The organism is Methylophilales bacterium (assembly GCA_019823025.1).
Lineage (GTDB): Bacteria > Pseudomonadota > Gammaproteobacteria > Burkholderiales > Methylophilaceae > BACL14.
Genome location: CP081940.1, coordinates 878,778 through 898,230, shown reverse-complemented (window position 1 = coordinate 898,230; position 19,453 = coordinate 878,778). Strand labels below are relative to the sequence as shown.

Here is a 19,453-nt window from a genome sequence, read left to right as displayed (position 1 = left end):
TCATTGAAGAAAATATAAATTCTTAAATGGTTAAATTTTCTTTAATCATCATTCATCTTTTTTACGGTTTTTTTCAAGCGCTATATATTTTGTATATCAATGACAAACCAAAAAAGAGATACATAAAAAGCTGGTCAAAAAGACTTTTAAGTATCTTAAAAATTCATTTAGAAATAAACCAAGATTTAAACAAACTTTTATCTAATAAACATTTTTTAATTGTAAGCAACCATATCTCATGGTTAGATATTTTCTTAATTAACTCCCTCGTTCCTATTTCTTTTTTATCAAAGGGCGATGTAGAAAGCTGGCCACTCATCGGCAAATTAACTAAATGTGCAGACACGATTTATATAAAAAGAGGAAACAAAAAATCACTCACAATGGCATCAGATCAAATTGAAAAAAAGTTAAATAAAATGGATAGCGTGTATTTTTTTCCTGAGGGTTTTGCAACGGATGGATCAAGATTGCTCCCCTTTAAAAGTAACTTTTTTCAAACTGCTATCAATTGCAATATAAATATCTTACCTTTATCGATACGATATACTTCTGATGGTAAATTTACCTCCGCTCCTTCATATGCAGGGGATATAAGCCTTGCCCGATCAATGTGGGCCTTAATAAAGGTAAAAAATTTAACAGCACACATATCTGTGCTTCCATTAGTATCCAATAAAAAAAATAGAAAATTTGTCGCAAATGAAGCGCATCAGAAAATATATAAAGCTTTAGAACAGTTTAAATAGCATCATTATTTTTAATTTGGCTATATGAATTCAATCCTGTAACCTTATTTTTTTATTTTACAGTATATTTTATGAAGTCAAATTATAACCATCAACTTAATGTTCTAACAAAATTGAGAGCAAAAATAATTCGCCCACTCTTATTTTTAACTATAGCCCCGTATTTCCTTTTTATTGGAGTTATTGCATTTAAACCCGAAATGTTTAGTCCTTTCATTTTTGATACTCATATTTCCTTAGGGATTTTTTTAGGATTAGTACTTATTCTTTTGATATTCATCATTACGATCATATATGTTTATCTAGCCAACAAATTTATTGAGCCACAGATTAGTGCCATCAAGAAATAATGAATAAATTAATTTTATCAATCTTATTATTTAGTAACCTTTCTCTAGCCAGTGATGGTAATAGTGGAGACAATCATATCTCTATCATCATGTTTGTTTTATTTGTTTCTGTCACTCTCTTCATTACTTACTGGGCCTCAAAAAAGTCTTCAACTGCAGATGGGTTTTATACGGCGGGCGGGAATATTTCAGGCTTACAAAACGGATTAGCCATATCTGGAGATTTTATGTCGGCCGCATCTTTCTTAGGCATTTCTGGGCTAGTATATTTAACAGGATTCGATGGATTAATATACTCAATTGGTTTTTTAATTGGTTGGCCCATTATTCTTTTATTAATTGCTGAGCCGTTAAGGAATCTTGGAAAGTATAGCTTCGCTGATGTTGTTTCCTTTCGCTTAAACCAGAGACCCATTAGGATTTTAGCTGCGTGTGGATCACTTTCCACCGTCATTTTATACCTAATCGCTCAAATGGTAGGGGCAGGCAAACTTATTGAAATTCTTTTTGGATTACCATATTACTCGGCTGTGATGATTGTTGGGGGGTTAATGATTCTATATGTCACCTTTGGTGGAATGTTGGCGACGACGTGGGTGCAAATTATCAAAGCTATTTTATTATTGTTTGGTGCAACTGTTATTGCGGTGCTTGTGCTATTTCAATTTAATTTTGATTTAAATTTATTCTTTAATGAGGCTACAAGTATTCATAAAAAGGGGGTTACTATTTTGTCTCCGGGTGGCTTAATCTCAGATCCAATCTCAGCAGTTTCACTAGGACTTGCTTTAATGTTTGGAACAGCTGGCTTACCCCATATTTTAATGAGATTTTTTACGGTCCCCAATGCCATACAAGCAAGAAAATCTGTTGCATACGCAACCGGGTTTATCGGTTACTTTTATCTATTAACTTTTATTATTGGCTTTGGTGCTATCATTTTAATTTCAAATAATCCAGCTTATCTTGATACCTCTAACACGCTGATTGGAGGCAACAATATGGCTGCCATTCATTTAGCTGATGCTGTGGGAGGCGAAATATTACTGGGCTTCATTTCTGCTGTAGCATTTGCCACAATTTTAGCTGTAGTATCTGGACTTACACTTGCAGGTGCCTCTGCAATCTCACACGATTTATATGCTAATGCTTTTCTAAAAGGAAAACAAAGTGAAAAAAATGAAATGTTTGTTTCCAAATTAGCAACTATATTGCTTGGTATTCTAACTATTTATCTTGGGATTATTTTTCAAAATCAGAATGTTGCTTTCATGGTTGGGCTTGCCTTTGCAATTGCGGCAAGTGCAAATTTTCCTTTATTGTTACTTTCAATTTACTGGAAAAAACTGACAACTAGAGGAGCGGTGATTGGTGGTTCTCTTGGGTTATTCTCCGCAATCACATTTGTCGTTTTAGGACCGGTTGTTTGGGTAGATGTTTTAGGGAATCCTAACCCAATCTTTCCCTACAAATATCCGGCATTATTTTCCATGACAATAACGTTTACAACTATTTGGATACTTTGTACATTCGATAGGTCTGAGAATGGATATAAAGAAATTAATAAATTTGATTCTCAATATTTTAGATCCCAGACCGGGATTGGTATTGATGCTAACACTTCACACTAACTATTAATATGCTGACTTGGAAAAAAATCGAGGACTTTGTAAAATATGGTGTTCGCGCACCTGAAAATAAAGTTATCAAGACTGAGGAAGAATGGCGGAAGTTATTGAGTGATGATGTTTTTTTTATAACAAGGCAATCAGGCACGGAACATGCTTTTAGCTCAGAAATGTGTTCACGTTTTGAGCCTGGGATTTATGCTTGTGCGTGCTGTGGAACATTACTTTTTGATGCCTCAGAAAAATTTGATTCACACTCAGGCTGGCCTTCCTTCACGCAACCTTTAAAAGAAAACGCAATCGCTTATACTGCTGACACTACTCATATGATGAAAAGAATTGAAGTGACATGTAATTGCTGTGATGCCCACCTTGGGCACGTATTTCCAGACGGCCCTGAACCATCAGGTTTAAGGTATTGTATTAATTCTCTTTCTTTAAAAAGAGAGTAGATTTTAATGGAATTGTTTACTGTATTTTCTAATCGTTTCAAGCATTGCTGATACATTTTCTACCGGCGTAAACTGTGTAATACCGTGCCCTAAATTAAAAATATGGCCCTCGCCAATTCCGTAATCATCCAGCACTTTTTTTACTGATGCTTCAATTACTTTAGGTTCAGATAATAAAATTGATGGGTCAAGGTTACCTTGCAATGTTATTTGATCATTTACTTCGTTTCTTGCTTTATTTAAATTTGTTTGCCAATCCAACCCTATACCATCAGCACCAATTTTTGCTTGTTTGCCAATCCATTGACCCCCACCTTTAGTAAAAATAATTTTAGGGATTTTATCAAAACCAAGGATATTTAGATTTGAAATAATAACTTTCATATAATTTAATGAATATTGTTCATAATCATGATGTGAAAGAATACCTCCCCAGGTATCAAATAACATGACCACATCAGCACCCGCTTTTATTTGACATGCTAAATATCTTGATACTGTTTCGGCGTTTATTTTTAAAATATGGTTCATTAGGTCAGGCCGGGAATACATCATTTTCTTAATTCTCATGAAATCTGTACCTCCTTGACCTTCAATCATATAGGTAGCTAAGGTCCAAGGGCTTCCTGAAAAACCTATAAGAGGTACTCTGCCATTGAGCGCCTCCTTAATTGATTTAACTGCATCAAATACATATTTTAAACTTTCATCAACATCAGGAATATCTAATTTGAAAATTGCCTCCTCATTTTGCAAAGGATATTTAAATTTAGGTCCTTCCCCCTCTACGAAGTGAAGTCCTAATCCCATTGCATCGGGTACCGTTAAAATATCTGAAAATAGAATAGCGGCATCTAAATATGGGTATCGATCAAGTGGCTGCAAGGCTACTTCTGTCGCGAAGTTTTTGTTTTTACAGAGGTCTAAGAAGCTTCCTGCTGTTTTTCTTGATGCTCTATACTCTGGTAAGTATCGGCCCGCCTGTCTCATCATCCATACAGGGGTATAAGGAGTTGCTTCTCTTCTTAAGGTTTTTAAAAAAGAGTCGTTTATTATTTTTGTCATTAATTTGAGGGAATTGCTTTTATCGAGGTAGAGTCGTTTTACCCATCAAAAATTCGTCAACAGATCGAGCACATTGTCGGCCCTCTCTAATTGCCCATACTACGAGAGATTGACCTCTTCTCATATCGCCTGCAGCAAAAACTTTATTTTTAGAGGTGGCGTATGAGCTCTCTCCCTCTGTATCAGCTTTAGCATTTCCACGTTGATCTTTTTCGACATTAAATAGGTCTAGAATTTTTTGCTGGGGACTAATAAAACCCATCGCTAGCAACACGAGATCTGCTTTCAATTTAAATTCAGATCCAGGAATTTCTTTCATTTTTCCATCTTCCCATTTAACTTTACTTGCTATCAATTCTTTAACTTTACCGTTGCCATCATCAACAAATGATTTTGTAGCAATCGACCAATCTCTATCGCAACCCTCTTCATGTGAGCTTGATGTTCTCATCTTAAGAGGCCAATAAGGCCATGCTAATAATTTGTTTTCATTTTCTGGGGGCTGCGGCATTAGTTCAAATTGTGAAATTGAAGCAGCGCCATGGCGGTTTGAAGTTCCAACACAATCCGATCCTGTATCTCCACCTCCGATCACCACAACATGTTTGTTTGTAGCCATGATTTGGTCCTCAAATTTATCACCGGCAACAACCTTATTTTGCAGTGGTAAGAAATCCATTGCAAAATGTACTCCATCTAAGTCTCTGCCTGGTATTGGCAGATCTCTTGGCCATTCTGCCCCACCGGCAAGAATCACTGCATCATATTCATTTATAAGATCATCAGGCTTAACGTTTTCACCTACGTTTTGATTAGTTTTAAATACAACGCCCTCTTCTTCCATCTGTCTGACTCTTCGGTCAATATGTATTTTCTCCATCTTAAAATCAGGGATACCGTATCTAAGTAATCCACCGATTCGGTCATTTTTCTCAAGGACAACAACATGATGACCAACACGAGCTAGCTGTTGCGCGGCTGCCATTCCTGCAGGGCCTGAACCAACAATCGCTATTTTTTTTCCTGTTTTATTTTTTGGAACTTGAGGCAATACCCAATTATTCTCCCATGCCTTATCTATAATCGCGTGTTCTATTGACTTGATGCCCACAGGGTCTGAATTGATATTAAGCGTGCAAGCAGACTCACATGGTGCTGGGCAAATTCTACTGGTGAATTCAGGAAAATTATTTGTTGAATGTAATACTTCCAATGCGCCTTCCCAGTCTTGCTTATAAACAAGATCATTCCAATCAGGAATGATGTTATTAACTGGGCATCCGTTATTACAAAATGGAATCCCACAATCCATACAGCGTGCACCTTGAGTTTTTGCCTCCTCATCTGAAAGATGCATTACAAATTCTTTATAATTTTTTACTCTTTCAGCAGGAGCTACATAACCCTCTGCAAGTCGGGGGAAGTCTAAAAATCCAGTTACCTTTCCCATTTATGCGGCCTCCTTGTTAGAAGCAGTAAACATTTCATCTAAAGCTCTTTTATATTCATTTGGCATTACTTTAATAAAATTGACTAACTCTTTATCCCAGTGTTCAATAATTTTTTTTGCAATTTTACTATCAGTATATTGAAGATGATTTTCTACTAAAGACTTAAGAATTTTTTCATCAGCCTGATCTAAATGTCTAGGGCCAGACGCTTGTTCGTTTTCTTTTTTAATCTTTTCTAAAGTTACCATTGAAGGATTACAATTTAATCTAAATCTATTTAATGGATCATAGATATAGGCAACCCCTCCTGACATACCGGCTGCAAAATTTTGACCTGTTTGTCCTAAAACTACCACAGTACCTCCAGTCATATATTCACAACCATGATTACCTACTCCTTCCACAACAGCTGATGCCCCAGAGTTTCTGACACAGAAACGTTCTCCAGCAATGCCTCTAAAGTAAGTTTCTCCTGATGTTGCACCATACATTACCGTATTTCCAATAATAATATTTTTGTCATCAATTCCTTTAAAGTTTTCTGGCGGTCTTATCACTATTTTTCCGCCACATAACCCTTTGCCCACATAATCGTTTCCTTCTCCATGTAAAATAAAGGTAATTCCTTTTGCTAAAAAAGCCCCAAAACTTTGGCCTGCTGTTCCTTCTAAATTAATTTTGATAGAGTCATCAGGGAGACCTTCATTTCCATATGTTTTAGCAATTTCATGAGATAAAAGAGTACCTACAGTTCGATTGGTATTACTAATAGGCATCGTAAATTCACAAGGCTCTTTTGTTTTTATGGCATTCTGTGCGCGACTAATTAACTCGTTATCAAGTGCTTTATCAAGTGCATGATATTGAGTTTCTGTATTGTATCTTGACACTTCTTTACCCATATCCGGTTGATGGAAAATTTTTGAAAAATCTAATCCTTGAATCTTCCAATGATCAATGCCTTTTTTTGTATCAAGCAAATCACTTCTGCCTACTAAATCATCAAATCTCTTAATTCCAAGTGATGCCATTATTTCTCGAATTTCTTCTGCAACAAAGAAGAAAAAATTGACAACATGTTCCGGCTGACCTGCAAACCTTTTTCTTAATATTGGATCTTGAGTAGCTATGCCGACAGGGCACGTATTAAGATGACACTTTCTCATCATGATACAACCTTCTACAACAAGTGGAGCCGTCGCAAAACCAAATTCTTCTGCTCCAAGTAAGGCGCCAATAACTACATCACGACCTGTTTTCATTTGACCATCAACTTGAAGCACCACCCTTCCTCTTAATTGGTTGAGCACTAAGGTTTGTTGTGTCTCGGCCAAACCTAATTCCCATGGCGTCCCCGCATGCTTGATTGAAGATATAGGTGAAGCACCTGTTCCGCCATCATGGCCGGCGATAACAATGTGATCAGATTTTGCTTTTGCAACCCCTGCTGCTACTGTTCCCACTCCTGTTTCTGAAACAAGTTTTACAGATATGCTCGCTTGTGGGTTGGCATTTTTTAAATCATGAATCAATTGAGCTAAATCTTCAATTGAATAGATATCATGGTGAGGGGGTGGTGATATCAAACCTACTCCGGGCACCGAGAACCTTAATTTAGCAATATATGAACTTACCTTGTGACCAGGCAATTGCCCTCCCTCACCAGGCTTAGCGCCTTGAGCCATTTTAATTTGTATTTGGTCTGCCGTTGATAAGTATTCTGCTGTTACTCCAAACCTACCTGACGCAACTTGCTTTATCCTAGATCGCATAGAGTCGCCCGCTTTTAATTTAAAATCGGACTCTATGATTTCACTTCCTAAATGTTCCGCGATCGATGAATCATTTTCGATTGGAAAGAATCGCTTTTTATCTTCTCCGCCTTCGCCTGTATTGGATTTACCACCTATTCGGTTCATCGCAATTGCTAAAGTAGAGTGAGCTTCTGTAGAAATCGATCCTAATGACATCGCTCCCGTTGCGAACCTTTTTACAATATTTTTAGCTGATTCCACCTCATTAATATTGATAGCTGTTTTTTTCTTAAAACTAAAGAGGCCCCTTAAGGTTTTATGTTTTTTAGTTTGATCATTAATTAGCTGCGCATATTCTTTATATGTCTCATATTGGTTCATGCGCGTTGCATGTTGAAGCTTGGCTATAGAATCCGGATTCCACATATGCTCTTCGCCTCTAATTCTAAAAGCATATTCTCCACCAGCGTCTAGTGCGTTTATTAGTACAGGGTCATCACCAAATGCTTTTTGATGAATTCTACTCATTTCTTCAGCAATTTCCTTTGTTCCAATACCCTCAATATTTGTCGAAGTACCTCTAAAATATTGATTAATAAAATCTTGATTTAATCCCACAGCCTCAAAAATTTGAGCGCCACAGTATGACTGATAAGTCGAGATGCCCATTTTTGACATAACCTTAAATAAGCCTTTTCCAACCGCTTTTATATAATTATCTTGAGCGACAATAAAATCATCTGAAATATTTTCAATTGTTTTAAATGTTAGCCAAGGACATATAGCCTCAGCTCCGTAGCCTGCAAGTAAAGCAAAATGATGTATTTCTTTTGCAGATCCAGTATCGACGACTAAACCTGTATGTGTTCTTAAGCCTTCAGCAATCAAGTATTGATGAGTCGCTGAGCAAGCTAATAAAGCCGGCACAGCCATTCGAGTTTTAGATAAATTTCTATCAGATAGAATTATTATATTATTATTCTCTATAGATTTTTTTGCGAGCTCACAAATTCTGTCTAATTCATTAATAAGAGTCGTTTCAAGCGACTGACCTTTTTTCATCTCAAAAGTTATGTCTATTATGCAAGATTTAAACTTATTATCAGTTAAGTCTTCGATCGAACTTAATTTGTCTAAGTCACTGATTGTCAAAATCGGTTGACTCACCTCAAGCCTCGGTGAAGCAGTATCCTCAGTTTGATTAAATAAGTTTGGCTTTGGACCAATAAAAGTAATCAACGACATCACGATGTTTTCACGTATAGGGTCAATTGGAGGATTAGTAACTTGTGCAAAAAGCTGTTTAAAATAATTAAAAATTAACTTAGGCCTATTCGACAACACGGGGAGAGCTGCATCATTACCCATAGATCCAGACGGTTCCATACCAGCATCAATCATAGGTTTAATTATGAAATTGATATCTTCCTGCGAGTAACCAAATGCTTGTTGCGTATCTAAAATAGACTCATTAAGTGGAAAATCTTCAGTTTTTAAAGTCAAATCTGATAAACAAAATCGTGAGTCTTTAATTTTTTTCATGTAAGGCTTTGCTGTTGATAAAAGCGTTTTAACTTCATCATCGTCTATTAATCTGCCCTCTTGTAAGTCAATTAAAAGCATTTTACCGGGCTCTAAGCGCCATTTTTTTACAATTTTTTCTTCAGGAAATTTCAATACGCCCATCTCAGAAGCCATCATGACAACCCCTTCATCAGTCATCAGATATCTTGCTGGCCTAAGCCCATTTCTATCGAGAGTTGCTCCTATCATTTGTCCATCCGTGAAAGCGACCGCTGCGGGTCCATCCCATGGCTCCATTTTGGTTGCATGGTATTCATAGAAGGCTTTTCGGTCATCATTCATTAATGGATTATCAGACCAGGCTTCTGGCACAAGCATCATCATGGCATGTGGGAGGCTATAACCACCTGCTACCAATAACTCCAAACAATTATCAAAACTTGCTGAATCTGATTGAGTTTCATCTATTAGTGGCCACAATTTTTCTAAATCTTCTCCTAGAAGCATGGATTCCATTTTTCCAGCTCTGGCTTTAATCCAATTGATATTTCCCCTAACCGTATTAATTTCACCATTATGAGCAATCATTCTATATGGGTGCGCAAGCTCCCAAGCCGGAAAGGTATTAGTAGAGAATCTTTGGTGTACAAGTGCGATAGCGGATAAAGCTGATTCATCAATGAGGTCTGGAAAAAATTCTCCCACCTCGTGAGCCATGAGCATACCTTTGTATACGATAGTCCTTGAGGACATTGAGGAAATATAAAAATTAGCAGGGTCATCTATTGATAATTTACCAACTTCTATTTCTATTCTCTTCCTAATTACAAATAATTTTCTTTCAAATGCGGCTTGATTCGCTAAATCCTTGTTTCTCTGTATAAAGACTTGTTTTATCGTTGGCTGAACATCCTTTGCGGCATCAGCGATATCATTATTATTAAATGGAACATCGCGCCAGCAAATAAAAACTTGTTTTTCATCTTCAATAATTTGTTTAATTTTCGATTCGCATAGCTCTCGATTTTTTTTGCTTTGCGGAAGAAAACACATCCCAACAGCATAATCACCTAGAGGTGGAAGCTTTAAACTGCCTGCTTCAAATTCATTTTTGAAAAAAGTATCGGGAATTTGAATTAAAATGCCTGCACCATCGCCCAACTTAGGGTCATATCCAGTGGCACCCCTATGAGTTAAGTTAGTTAATAACTCTAGACCTTGAGAAATAATTTTATGGCTTTGCTTGCCATGAATATTAGCAACAAACCCAACTCCACAGGAGTCATGCTCATTGATCGGATTATATAAGCCTTGTTTTTTTTGTTTAAGATGATGCTTCATGCTTACTAAAAGTTAATTGTTAAATCGGATGACAATGTTAGCGTTTTTTCCTTGTTAATTCAATGTTCTAGACGAATTTTTCTATTTTTATTTAAGCTTTTTAAAGCTAATTTCTGCCGCCTTAATAGTTTGGTTAATATCATCCATACTGTGAGCTGAGGAAACAAACCCTGCTTCAAAAGCCGATGGTCCAAAATAAATACCTTGATCGAGCATTAAATGAAAAAACTTGTTAAATTTCTCTCTATCAGAGACCATAACTTCACCAAAAGATTCAGGTGGCTGTGCACTAAAATAAAACCCAAACATTCCACCCACACTTTGAGCAGAAAATTCAACGTTATTTGTTCTAGCTGCCTCAATAAGTCCATCAACTAAGGATTTTGTATTTTTTGTAAGGTTTTCGAAAAAATTTGGTTTTTGAATTAGTTCTAATGTTTTCATACCTGCAGATACTGCAACTGGATTTCCTGACAACGTTCCAGCTTGATAGACTGGGCCTAATGGAGCAAGTTGTTGCATTATTTCTTTCTTTCCTCCGAATGCTCCTACAGGCAAACCTCCTCCTATTACCTTACCTAGTGTTGTCATATCTGGCTTTATATCAAATAGAGATTGTGCGCCACCTAATGCCACCCTGAACCCTGTCATTACTTCATCGAATATTAATACTGTGTCGTATTTTGTACATAACTCTCGTAATTTATTTAGAAAAGCCATTTTTGGAATTATTAGGTTCATATTTCCAACTACCGGCTCAATAATTACGCAAGCTAGTTCGTGGCCCATTTTTTTAAAACATTCCTCAAGGGCTGTGACGTTATTATATTCAAGGGTATGAGTATGTTTAGCGATATCAGCAGGAACACCTGCTGAGCTTGGCTGCCCAAAGGTTAAGGCACCTGAGCCAGCTTTTACTAATAAGGAGTCTGCATGCCCATGATAACAACCTTCAAATTTCAAGATTTTATCCCTTTTGGTATAGCCTCTGGCAACACGGATCGCGCTCATTGTTGCTTCAGTTCCACTACTCACTAATCTCACTTGCTCTATACTTGGAACCAATTTAACCAATAATTCTGCCATTGTAAGTTCTCTTGATGTCGGGGCTCCAAATGAAAGTGAAAACTCTGCTGTTTTTTTGACTGCATTTATAATTTCTGGGTTTGCATGCCCAACAATCATAGGGCCCCATGAATTAATATAGTCGATATATTCTTTATCATTTTCATCAATGAGACGACTACCCATTCCAGCTTTAAAAAATATCGGCGTCCCCCCCACAGAACCAAATGCTCTCACGGGTGAATTGACACCTCCTGGAATAAATACTTCTGATTGTTCAAATAATTCTTTATTTTTATTCATCTTAAATTTTTAATTTAAATTGTTTAATTGTCGATATGATGTCCGTAGATGTAAATATACTATTGATTAGAGCAAAGCATTGAATACCCGTCTCTTTCAAAGCGCCTATATTATCAATGGTTATACCTCCAATTGCCACCATAGGAATATCATATTTTTGTCTTATCATTCTTATCATTTCTAAAGATACTATTGGAGCATTAGGTTTTGTTTTAGTTTCAAAGCAAGCCCCCAAAGCAATGTAGTCTGCTTTATTTTTTATTGCCATCTCTACTCTATTCGCCTGATTATAGCAGGACATGCCTATGCATTTATCAGCCCCAAGGGCTGAACGCGCATTTTTTATACTTTCATCATCTTTCCCTAAATGTATCCCAAAAGTATCTAATTGTACGCAAATATCAATATCATCATTTATTATCAATGGTATTTGGTATTCATCCGTCACCTTTTTTATTTCCTTGGCTTGTTCGAGCCTTGTTTTCCAAGGAAGCGACTTAGATCGATATTGTAAAATGTTGACACCCCCCTCACAACAATCTCTTACTTGTTTTAGCAGAAATTCAGTATTCTTTTGATCTGGTGTAATTGCATATATGCCTTTAATGGTGGGTTGGGTTATTGCCATCCTCATCTTCCTCATATGAACTATTATTAAATATCCAATGAAATCTATCGGGAATTAATTGGCCATGTCCAATATTGAATGCATTCTTTAACGCCAGTGAAGTAAAGTGTATCGCTTCATTTACGGCCTCTTTTAATGAATAATCTTGGGCACAAAATCCAGCAATGGCCGAAGCTAAGGTGCATCCTGATCCATGGTATGCGTTGGGTAGAAGCTCTGATTCAAACGGGATAACATCTCCATTTTCTAAATAAAGAGTATTGATGACAGCAGCCGTTTTTTCATCACCGCCCGTAATCAGAAGATTTTTACAGCCAAGATTAAACAGGCGTTTAGCACTTTCTGAAATTGAAATACTTTCAAAATCTTCATTGTCATAACAAACTAATTTTCTTGCCTCTATACTATTTGGTGTTATCAACGTTGTACGGGGAAGTAACAAGCGAATCATTGCTTTTTTCATTTGATCATTCATTAAAATATCACCTCGGCCTGAGGCGATAATAGGGTCCAACACGACTGGTATATCGGGATAGCTTTCGAGGATTTCTGATATGGCTTTTATATTTTCGAGGCTTCCTAATAAACCTAATTTAAATATAGCCACCTCTACATCTTTTAGAGCTGTTATTGCTTGCTGTTTTAACAATTGAGAATCTACAGGTGATACTAATTCAACACCTGTTGTGTCTTGGACTGTAATTGCTGTCGTGATTGAAATAGGGTGGCAATATATACTTGCCAGTGTCAATATATCTGCTTGCAGACCTGCGCCACCTGTTGGGTCGGTTGCAGAAAAAGTCATTACTTTTGGTGGTGATAACAAATGTCTCATTATTTAGAAGTCCGTCGGGTCTACATCTACACTCCATTTTACGCGATTCACCAATGGATGTTGTCTTATTTGAGAAATCCACGGCTTTAACATCATATGAAGGTCCTTTCGAGAGGGGGCTTGTATGTATAGATGAAAACGTTCGAATCCCTTAAGCTTTTCGATAGTTGGTCTTGCTGGACCTAAAACATTTATTGTCGACACTAAAGACTTTTTTGCCCAACCAGACACATCATTTATAAATTGTTTTGCCATATTTAAATTTTTTGATTTTACTGTAAAGACTGCATCATAGCTAAAAGGTGATAGGCCCATACTTTTTCTTTCCGTCACCAATTGATTACTAAATGAATCAAAATCATGCGCTTTCAATGAATCAAATAGGTGATTATTTGGAAACACAGATTGTATTAAAACTTCACCCTTAATTTTTCCTCTGCCTGCTCGACCGGAAACTTGCATCAATTGTGAAAATAATCTTTCGCTTGCCCTAAAATCTGGACTATATAAGGCATTATCAGCATCTAAAACAACCACTAATGTCACACCCGGAAAATCATGACCTTTTGCTAACATTTGTGTGCCTATAACAATATCTATTTCTCTGTTATTCATTTTTAAATAAAGATCTTCAATAGATTTTTTCGAGTTTGTAGTATCACGATCAACTCTTGTTATTTTTGCTTCAGAAAAATGATATTTCAATATATCTTCTATCTTTTGAGTACCCGTTCCTAAAGGAAATAAGTCTGTATTGCCACATTCAACACATGAATTGGTGATTTTTTGATCATAACCACAGTGATGGCATTTAAGGCGTTTTTTCTTAAGATGTACCACTAATCGAGATGAACAACGCTCACATTCAGCAACCCACCCACAAGAAGAACAAATTAAAACAGGTGAGTACCCCCTCCGATTTATAAAAACGATCGTTTGCTCTTTTTTATCTAATCTATTTTGAATTGCATCAATCACTTCCTTAGAGACTTGAAGCTTGGTTTTATCATTGACTTGGATTGTTTTAATCTCTGGGAGAGTAGCACTCTCAACAGCCCTCGCATTTAACTTTAAATATTTAAAATTTTGTTTTGTATTGATTGCTTTGTACCAAGTTTCTAAAGAGGGTGTCGCAGATCCCATAATAATTGGAATGTCTAAATTTTTTGCTCTCATCATTGCCACATCTCTGGCGTGATATCGTAAGCCTTCACTTTGTTTAAATGAGGTGTCATGCTCCTCATCAATGATAATAATTTTAAGATTTGGCATAGGCGTAAAAACACCCAACCTCGTTCCGATGACAATATCAGCATTACCTAATTTAGATTCTCTCCAGTTATCCAATCTCTCTATGTCCGACAGGTAACTGTGGAGAACCACAATTTTTTTATTAAAAAAACGATTTTGGAATCTTTCTTCCAACTGAGGTGTTAGATTAATTTCTGGGACTAGAACTAACGCTTGGCTTTTGGAATTCTCTAAAAACTCCGCTATCAAATTCATATAAATTTCAGTCTTACCGCTTGCTGTAACTCCATGGATCAACCAAGGCTTAAATACTTTATTATTTTTAATTGCATCGACTACTTTTTGTTGTTCTTTATTTAAAATTGGCTGATCTTTTTGGGATCTACTTATTTCTTGGATGAATACTTCTGAGGATATTAACCCCATTTTTTCAAGCTTTCCAACACACTCAGATCCATTTGAGACAAGTTTACTTAAATCCTTCTGTCTTAAGTCTTTTTCCAAAATTGTCTGGGCTACTTTTTTCAAACGAAGCTGCCTAGAGGGAAAATTATCAATTACTTCACTGGTAAGACATTTATCTGCCTTGAAAATTAACTCTTTCTTTTTTAAAGTTAATGAATTTTTTTTTATTCTGCTTGGTACAACAGACATAATCGTTTGGCCAATAGGATGGTGATAGTAATCAGATACAAAATACAAAAGTTTAAGCATGGATTCATCAAAAATAATTTCATTATCTGTGCTGATAATGCGTTTTAATTTATCGCTAGGGATCTCTGATTCGATAGATGTTTTACAGCAAATTCCTATCAAATTTCTTTTACCAAAGGGAACTTTTACATATTGGCCAATTTTAATATTTGCTTCATTAGAAATATAGTCAAAGAACTTATTGACGGGAACATCTAAAGCAATTTTAAATATTTTTTGATCTTTACTCAATTTTAGAAAATTCCTCAATCACACAACAAGAACCATAGATAGGGTAAAATGTTTTTTTATATTTATATTGTAACCTTGTGAAAGATTATCTAACCAATTTACTTAATAATGCGCTTAAAGATTTAGTTAAAAGTTTTGATAAAGACATTATTCAGGTTAGTAGGCCAAAACAAATTCAACATGGTGATTTCTCTACCAATGTTAGCCTGCCGTTAGCAAAGATTCTAAAAAAGGCACCTATTGAAATAGCAAAAGGAATAGTTGAGCGCATTCCTTCATCAACCTTAATAGAAAAAGTTGAGATAGCTGGACCTGGCTATATTAATTTTTTCATAAGCTCAGAAGCGCGCGTTGAGTTAGTCAACAAAATTCTAGCTGAAAAAGAAGATTTTGGTAAATCTACTTTTGGAAAAAATCAAAAAGTACAAGTTGAATTTGTTTCGGCTAATCCAACGGGACCCCTTCATGTTGGTCATGGAAGGGGTGCCGCTATCGGAGACTCTATCGCTCGACTTTTAGAAGCTACAGGTTGGGATGTAACAAAAGAATTTTATTATAATGATGCCGGCGCTCAAATTAATTCTTTAGGTTTATCCGTCCAAGCAAGGGCAAAAAAAATTAGTCCAGGTGATAAAGAATTCCCTAAAGATGGCTATCAAGGCGAATACATTAACGATATTGCAGATGGATTTTTGAGTGCATCAGAATTTAATTTTAAGGGTAATATGATCCGCCCATCAGGGGATGCTGAAAATTTTCAAGCGCTCAAAGAATTCAGTGTAGCCTATCTTCGCCATGAACAAGATCTAGACCTTGAAGCATTTAATGTTAATTTTGATATTTTTAGCCTTGAATCTTCATTATACAAAAACGGGCAGGTCGAGCATATAGTAAATATGCTTATAAAAAATGGCCATACTTATGAAAAGGATGATGCTTTATGGCTTAAAACAACCGCATTTGGTGATGATAAAGATAGAGTAATGAGGAAATCAGATGGTGAGTACACATATTTTGTACCTGATATTGCTTACCATCTTGATAAATGGGAGAGAGGTTTCAAAAGGGTCATTAACGAACAAGGCGCTGACCATCACAGCACGATTAATCGTGTAAGAGGCGGATTACAGGCAATAGATATGGAGATACCTCTGAAATGGCCTGAATATATTCTGCATCAAATGATCACTGTCATAAAGAATAAAAAAGAAGTTAAAATTTCGAAAAGAGCAGGAAGCTACGTCACCTTAAGGGACCTTATTGATGAAGTCGGCTGTGATGCAACGAGATACTTTTTAACTGCAAGAAGACCAGATTCACAGCTCATTTTTGATATCGACCTTGCCAAAACTAAAAATAATGAAAATCCAGTTTATTATATACAATATGCACACGCGAGAATCTCAAGGGTGCTTGAACAATGGAATGGTGATCAAGAGAGACTTTCTGTGAAAAATGGAGATAACATAAAAAATTTAAATGAGCTAAAGCTTATCAAAAGCATAAGTGAATTTCCAGAAGTAGTTATACAGGCTGCTGAAGAATTAGCACCTCACCAAATTGCAAACTATCTTAAAGAATGCGCTGCGGAATTTCATAGTTACTATAATGATACAAAATTTCTTATTGACGATAAAAATATCATGGACGACAGACTTGCTCTTATTCGGGCAACGCAGTTTATATTAAAAAATGGATTGAATTTGCTGGGTATTAGTGCTCCAAATAAAATGTAAAAAGGAAAGCCAATGATTGATAACAAAGAAGCGAGAGAACAAAAAAAATATAAAGGAACACCTTTTGCAAACGGCTTATTTTTTGGTGTCTTTCTTGGCATAGTCATGGCTATCGTCATTACCCTATTGGTCACAAGTGGGAAAAGTCCCTTTATTTCAAAAAAAACAGAAGGATCTTGCATAGAAGTTAACTCAGCCTTGGGTGATGAGGATGTTATCAATATTGACGAAGATGCAAATATAGAAGCTTATGCGGAGCCTTCTGAATTGGCCGAACCAAGAAATGATCGAGATATCCTTTACTATATTCAAGTTGGTGCATTTTCAGAAAAAAGAGCTGCCATCAATTTAAAAGCCCGTTTGGCACTGATGGGTTACGAGTCCGTTGTAATGACAGCTGAAATCGGAGTCAATACTTTTCATAGGGTAAGTGTTGGTCCCTATAAAAATTATGACGATGCAAAAGACAACCGTGAAAAACTCTTTCTTGAGGGATTTAAAGCGAACTTAATTAAATTAACTACACCTAAATAATAATTAATAAGAGGATTTAAAAACTATGAAGAAATATATTTTATTATTGGCGTTATTATTATCAAGCACAACTTTTGCTGTTGAACCAAAATTCAATGATAATTTTAAACAAACCAAGAATGAGATTGAAACTTCATCCCCAGGAAAAATAGAAGTTCTCGAATTATTTTGGTATGGCTGTATTCATTGCTACTCCATGGATCCCTACCTTGATAAATGGGCCGACTCTCTGCCTGATGACGTTGTATTTAAAAGAGTACCCGCTATACCGAGAAAGAGTTGGGTTCCAGGAGCGAAGGCCTACTACGCACTTGAAACACTTGGTTTAGAAGGAAAGTTACATAAAAAATTATTTGATGCCATCCATAAAGAAAAGGATGTAGACCCAAATAATGAAGCTGCTTTAATTAATTGGGTAACTCTAAATGGGAAACTTGATGAAAAGGAAGTTAAGGCTGCCTTTAATAGTTTTTCGATTGATACAAAATTAAAAAAATCATACAAGATTTTTAAAGATGCTGGCGCGACTGGCGTTCCAACAATTATTATTGATGGGAACTACATGACTTCAAGCACGATGGCTGGAGGAGAGCAAAATGCTATTGATATCACAAATTATATTATTGAGAACATTAGAAACGACCGAAAAAAATCTAACTGATAGCTTTAAACTATTTTTTGCTCGCTAAAAATTATCAATTAATTTAAAATATGATCTTTAAATAGGTTAATTAATGTATCAGCACCGTTCTCCTGAAAATATTAGCGATCACGTCGCTTTAATTATCACTAAAATACTTCGTTTTTTTGCCGACACATTTTTCGCGAAACGCTACGGACATAGAGCTGTTGTTCTAGAAACTGTGGCCGCCGTTCCTGGAATGGTTGGAGGGATGTGGATTCATTTGACTTGTTTAAGAAAGATGCAAAGTGATCGAGGTTGGATAAAGATACTGCTTGATGAGGCTGAAAATGAAAGGATGCATCTGATGACGTTTATCGAGATTGCCCAACCGAAGTGGTATGAAAGACTCATTATTCTTGCTGCACAAGCAATCTTTTGGAATTTTTATTTTTTATTGTATGTATTTTTCCCAAGGACCGCCCATAGGCTCGTTGGATATTTTGAGGATGAAGCTGTGATTAGCTATACCGCATACTATGACCAAGTTTCTGCAGACTTAAATTTAAATGTCGAAGCGCCTCAAATTGCAAAAGATTACTGGAATTTAGCAGACGATGCGAAGTTGCTTGATGTTATTAAGGTGGTTAGAGCCGATGAACAAAACCACGCAAATGTAAATCATGGTCGCGCAGATTCTTTAGATAAGCCTGATGATCAAAGGGCAACAAAAAAAGAGCCTAGCTTTACCAAGATTAATTCTGTCAATATTCAGTCATACAAAGATGCAAACTATCATATTTATGATAAGCCGCTATTTGTTATAAATATTGGTTCAGAATGTTCAGGCCTACATAAATTATATGAAAGATATGGAGTAAATGAAGCTGCCGTTTTAACTGCTTATAATCCGATGAGCCAAGAGACAAGCAATCACGATAATAAACAAAATAACCAACAGTTAGAGCTTATTTTAAAAGACAAAAAACTATCTTTTATTCATGCAGAAGGCATCTGTCCAGATAACAAATGGCCTGGGGAAGAAAGTTTTCTCGTTCTTGGGATGACATTAAATGCTGCCAAAGAACTAGGGAAGAAATTCAATCAAAATGCGATTGTTTGGTCAGATCAATCGGCCATTTCTCAATTAATTTTATTAAGATAAGTTATGAATTTCCGTAAAGCGATATTAAATTTTTTTACAATACTTAACACCGTTT

15 protein-coding genes are annotated in these 19,453 nt (G+C 36.1%); 8 read left to right on the top strand and 7 right to left on the bottom strand.

Features of this window, described 5'->3' with window-relative positions:
* Positions 1-26: 26 nt before the first annotated feature.
* The 4 genes from K6112_04805 to msrB all read left to right on the top strand — a co-directional run bounded on the left by K6112_04805 (position 27) and on the right by msrB (position 3,179).
* The gene (locus K6112_04805; GenBank protein ID QZP17347.1) at positions 27-749 is read left to right on the top strand and encodes a 1-acyl-sn-glycerol-3-phosphate acyltransferase; all 723 of its coding nucleotides are present in this window, start codon (positions 27-29) and stop codon (positions 747-749) included.
* 71 nt (positions 750-820) lie between these two features.
* Positions 821-1,099, top strand: a complete 279-nt coding sequence (locus K6112_04800; protein QZP17346.1) for a DUF485 domain-containing protein — start codon at positions 821-823, stop codon at positions 1,097-1,099.
* Positions 1,099-2,730 (top strand): cation acetate symporter, encoded by a 1,632-nt coding sequence (locus tag K6112_04795; protein QZP17345.1) that lies wholly within the window; start codon positions 1,099-1,101, stop codon positions 2,728-2,730. The genes K6112_04800 and K6112_04795 overlap by 1 nt, the downstream gene beginning before the upstream one ends.
* A gap of 8 nt (positions 2,731-2,738) precedes the next feature.
* Positions 2,739-3,179, top strand: coding sequence for a peptide-methionine (R)-S-oxide reductase MsrB (gene msrB / locus K6112_04790; protein QZP17344.1), 441 nt, complete (start codon positions 2,739-2,741; stop codon positions 3,177-3,179).
* 3 nt (positions 3,180-3,182) lie between these two features.
* Here msrB and hemE read toward each other — a convergent pair whose 3' ends face one another.
* From hemE to K6112_04755, 7 genes are all read right to left on the bottom strand, one after another.
* Complete coding sequence (gene hemE / locus K6112_04785) at positions 3,183-4,244, bottom strand: uroporphyrinogen decarboxylase (GenBank protein ID QZP17343.1); 1,062 nt, start codon at positions 4,242-4,244, stop codon at positions 3,183-3,185.
* A gap of 19 nt (positions 4,245-4,263) precedes the next feature.
* A complete protein-coding gene (locus K6112_04780) occupies positions 4,264-5,694 on the bottom strand; it encodes a glutamate synthase subunit beta (GenBank protein QZP17342.1) in 1,431 nt (476 codons plus the stop codon).
* A complete protein-coding gene (locus K6112_04775; protein ID QZP17341.1) occupies positions 5,695-10,314 on the bottom strand; it encodes a glutamate synthase subunit alpha in 4,620 nt (1,539 codons plus the stop codon).
* An 87-nt stretch (positions 10,315-10,401) separates the two neighbouring features.
* A complete protein-coding gene (hemL, locus tag K6112_04770) occupies positions 10,402-11,682 on the bottom strand; it encodes a glutamate-1-semialdehyde 2,1-aminomutase (GenBank protein QZP17340.1) in 1,281 nt (426 codons plus the stop codon).
* Position 11,683: 1 nt separating this feature from the next.
* The gene (gene thiE, locus K6112_04765; protein QZP17339.1) at positions 11,684-12,310 is read right to left on the bottom strand and encodes a thiamine phosphate synthase; all 627 of its coding nucleotides are present in this window, start codon (positions 12,308-12,310) and stop codon (positions 11,684-11,686) included.
* Entirely contained in the window at positions 12,285-13,115 is an 831-nt protein-coding gene (locus K6112_04760; GenBank protein QZP18490.1) for a hydroxymethylpyrimidine/phosphomethylpyrimidine kinase, read from the bottom strand. The genes thiE and K6112_04760 overlap by 26 nt, the downstream gene beginning before the upstream one ends.
* Positions 13,116-13,148: 33 nt before the next feature.
* Positions 13,149-15,341, bottom strand: coding sequence for a primosomal protein N' (locus K6112_04755; GenBank protein QZP17338.1), 2,193 nt, complete (start codon positions 15,339-15,341; stop codon positions 13,149-13,151).
* Positions 15,342-15,418: 77 nt separating this feature from the next.
* Here K6112_04755 and argS point away from each other — a divergent pair, with 77 nt between their 5' ends.
* The 4 genes from argS (at position 15,419) to K6112_04735 (ending at position 19,398) form a co-directional block, all read left to right on the top strand.
* A complete protein-coding gene (argS, locus tag K6112_04750) occupies positions 15,419-17,077 on the top strand; it encodes an arginine--tRNA ligase (protein ID QZP17337.1) in 1,659 nt (552 codons plus the stop codon).
* A 12-nt stretch (positions 17,078-17,089) separates the two neighbouring features.
* Entirely contained in the window at positions 17,090-17,611 is a 522-nt protein-coding gene (locus tag K6112_04745) for an SPOR domain-containing protein (protein QZP17336.1), read from the top strand.
* 25 nt (positions 17,612-17,636) lie between these two features.
* Positions 17,637-18,272 carry a thiol:disulfide interchange protein DsbA/DsbL gene (locus tag K6112_04740; GenBank protein QZP17335.1) on the top strand — a complete coding sequence of 212 codons (636 nt, stop codon included), beginning with the start codon at positions 17,637-17,639 and terminating at the stop codon, positions 18,270-18,272.
* 73 nt (positions 18,273-18,345) lie between these two features.
* A complete protein-coding gene (locus K6112_04735) occupies positions 18,346-19,398 on the top strand; it encodes a DUF3293 domain-containing protein (GenBank protein QZP17334.1) in 1,053 nt (350 codons plus the stop codon).
* Positions 19,399-19,453: the final 55 nt, after the last annotated feature.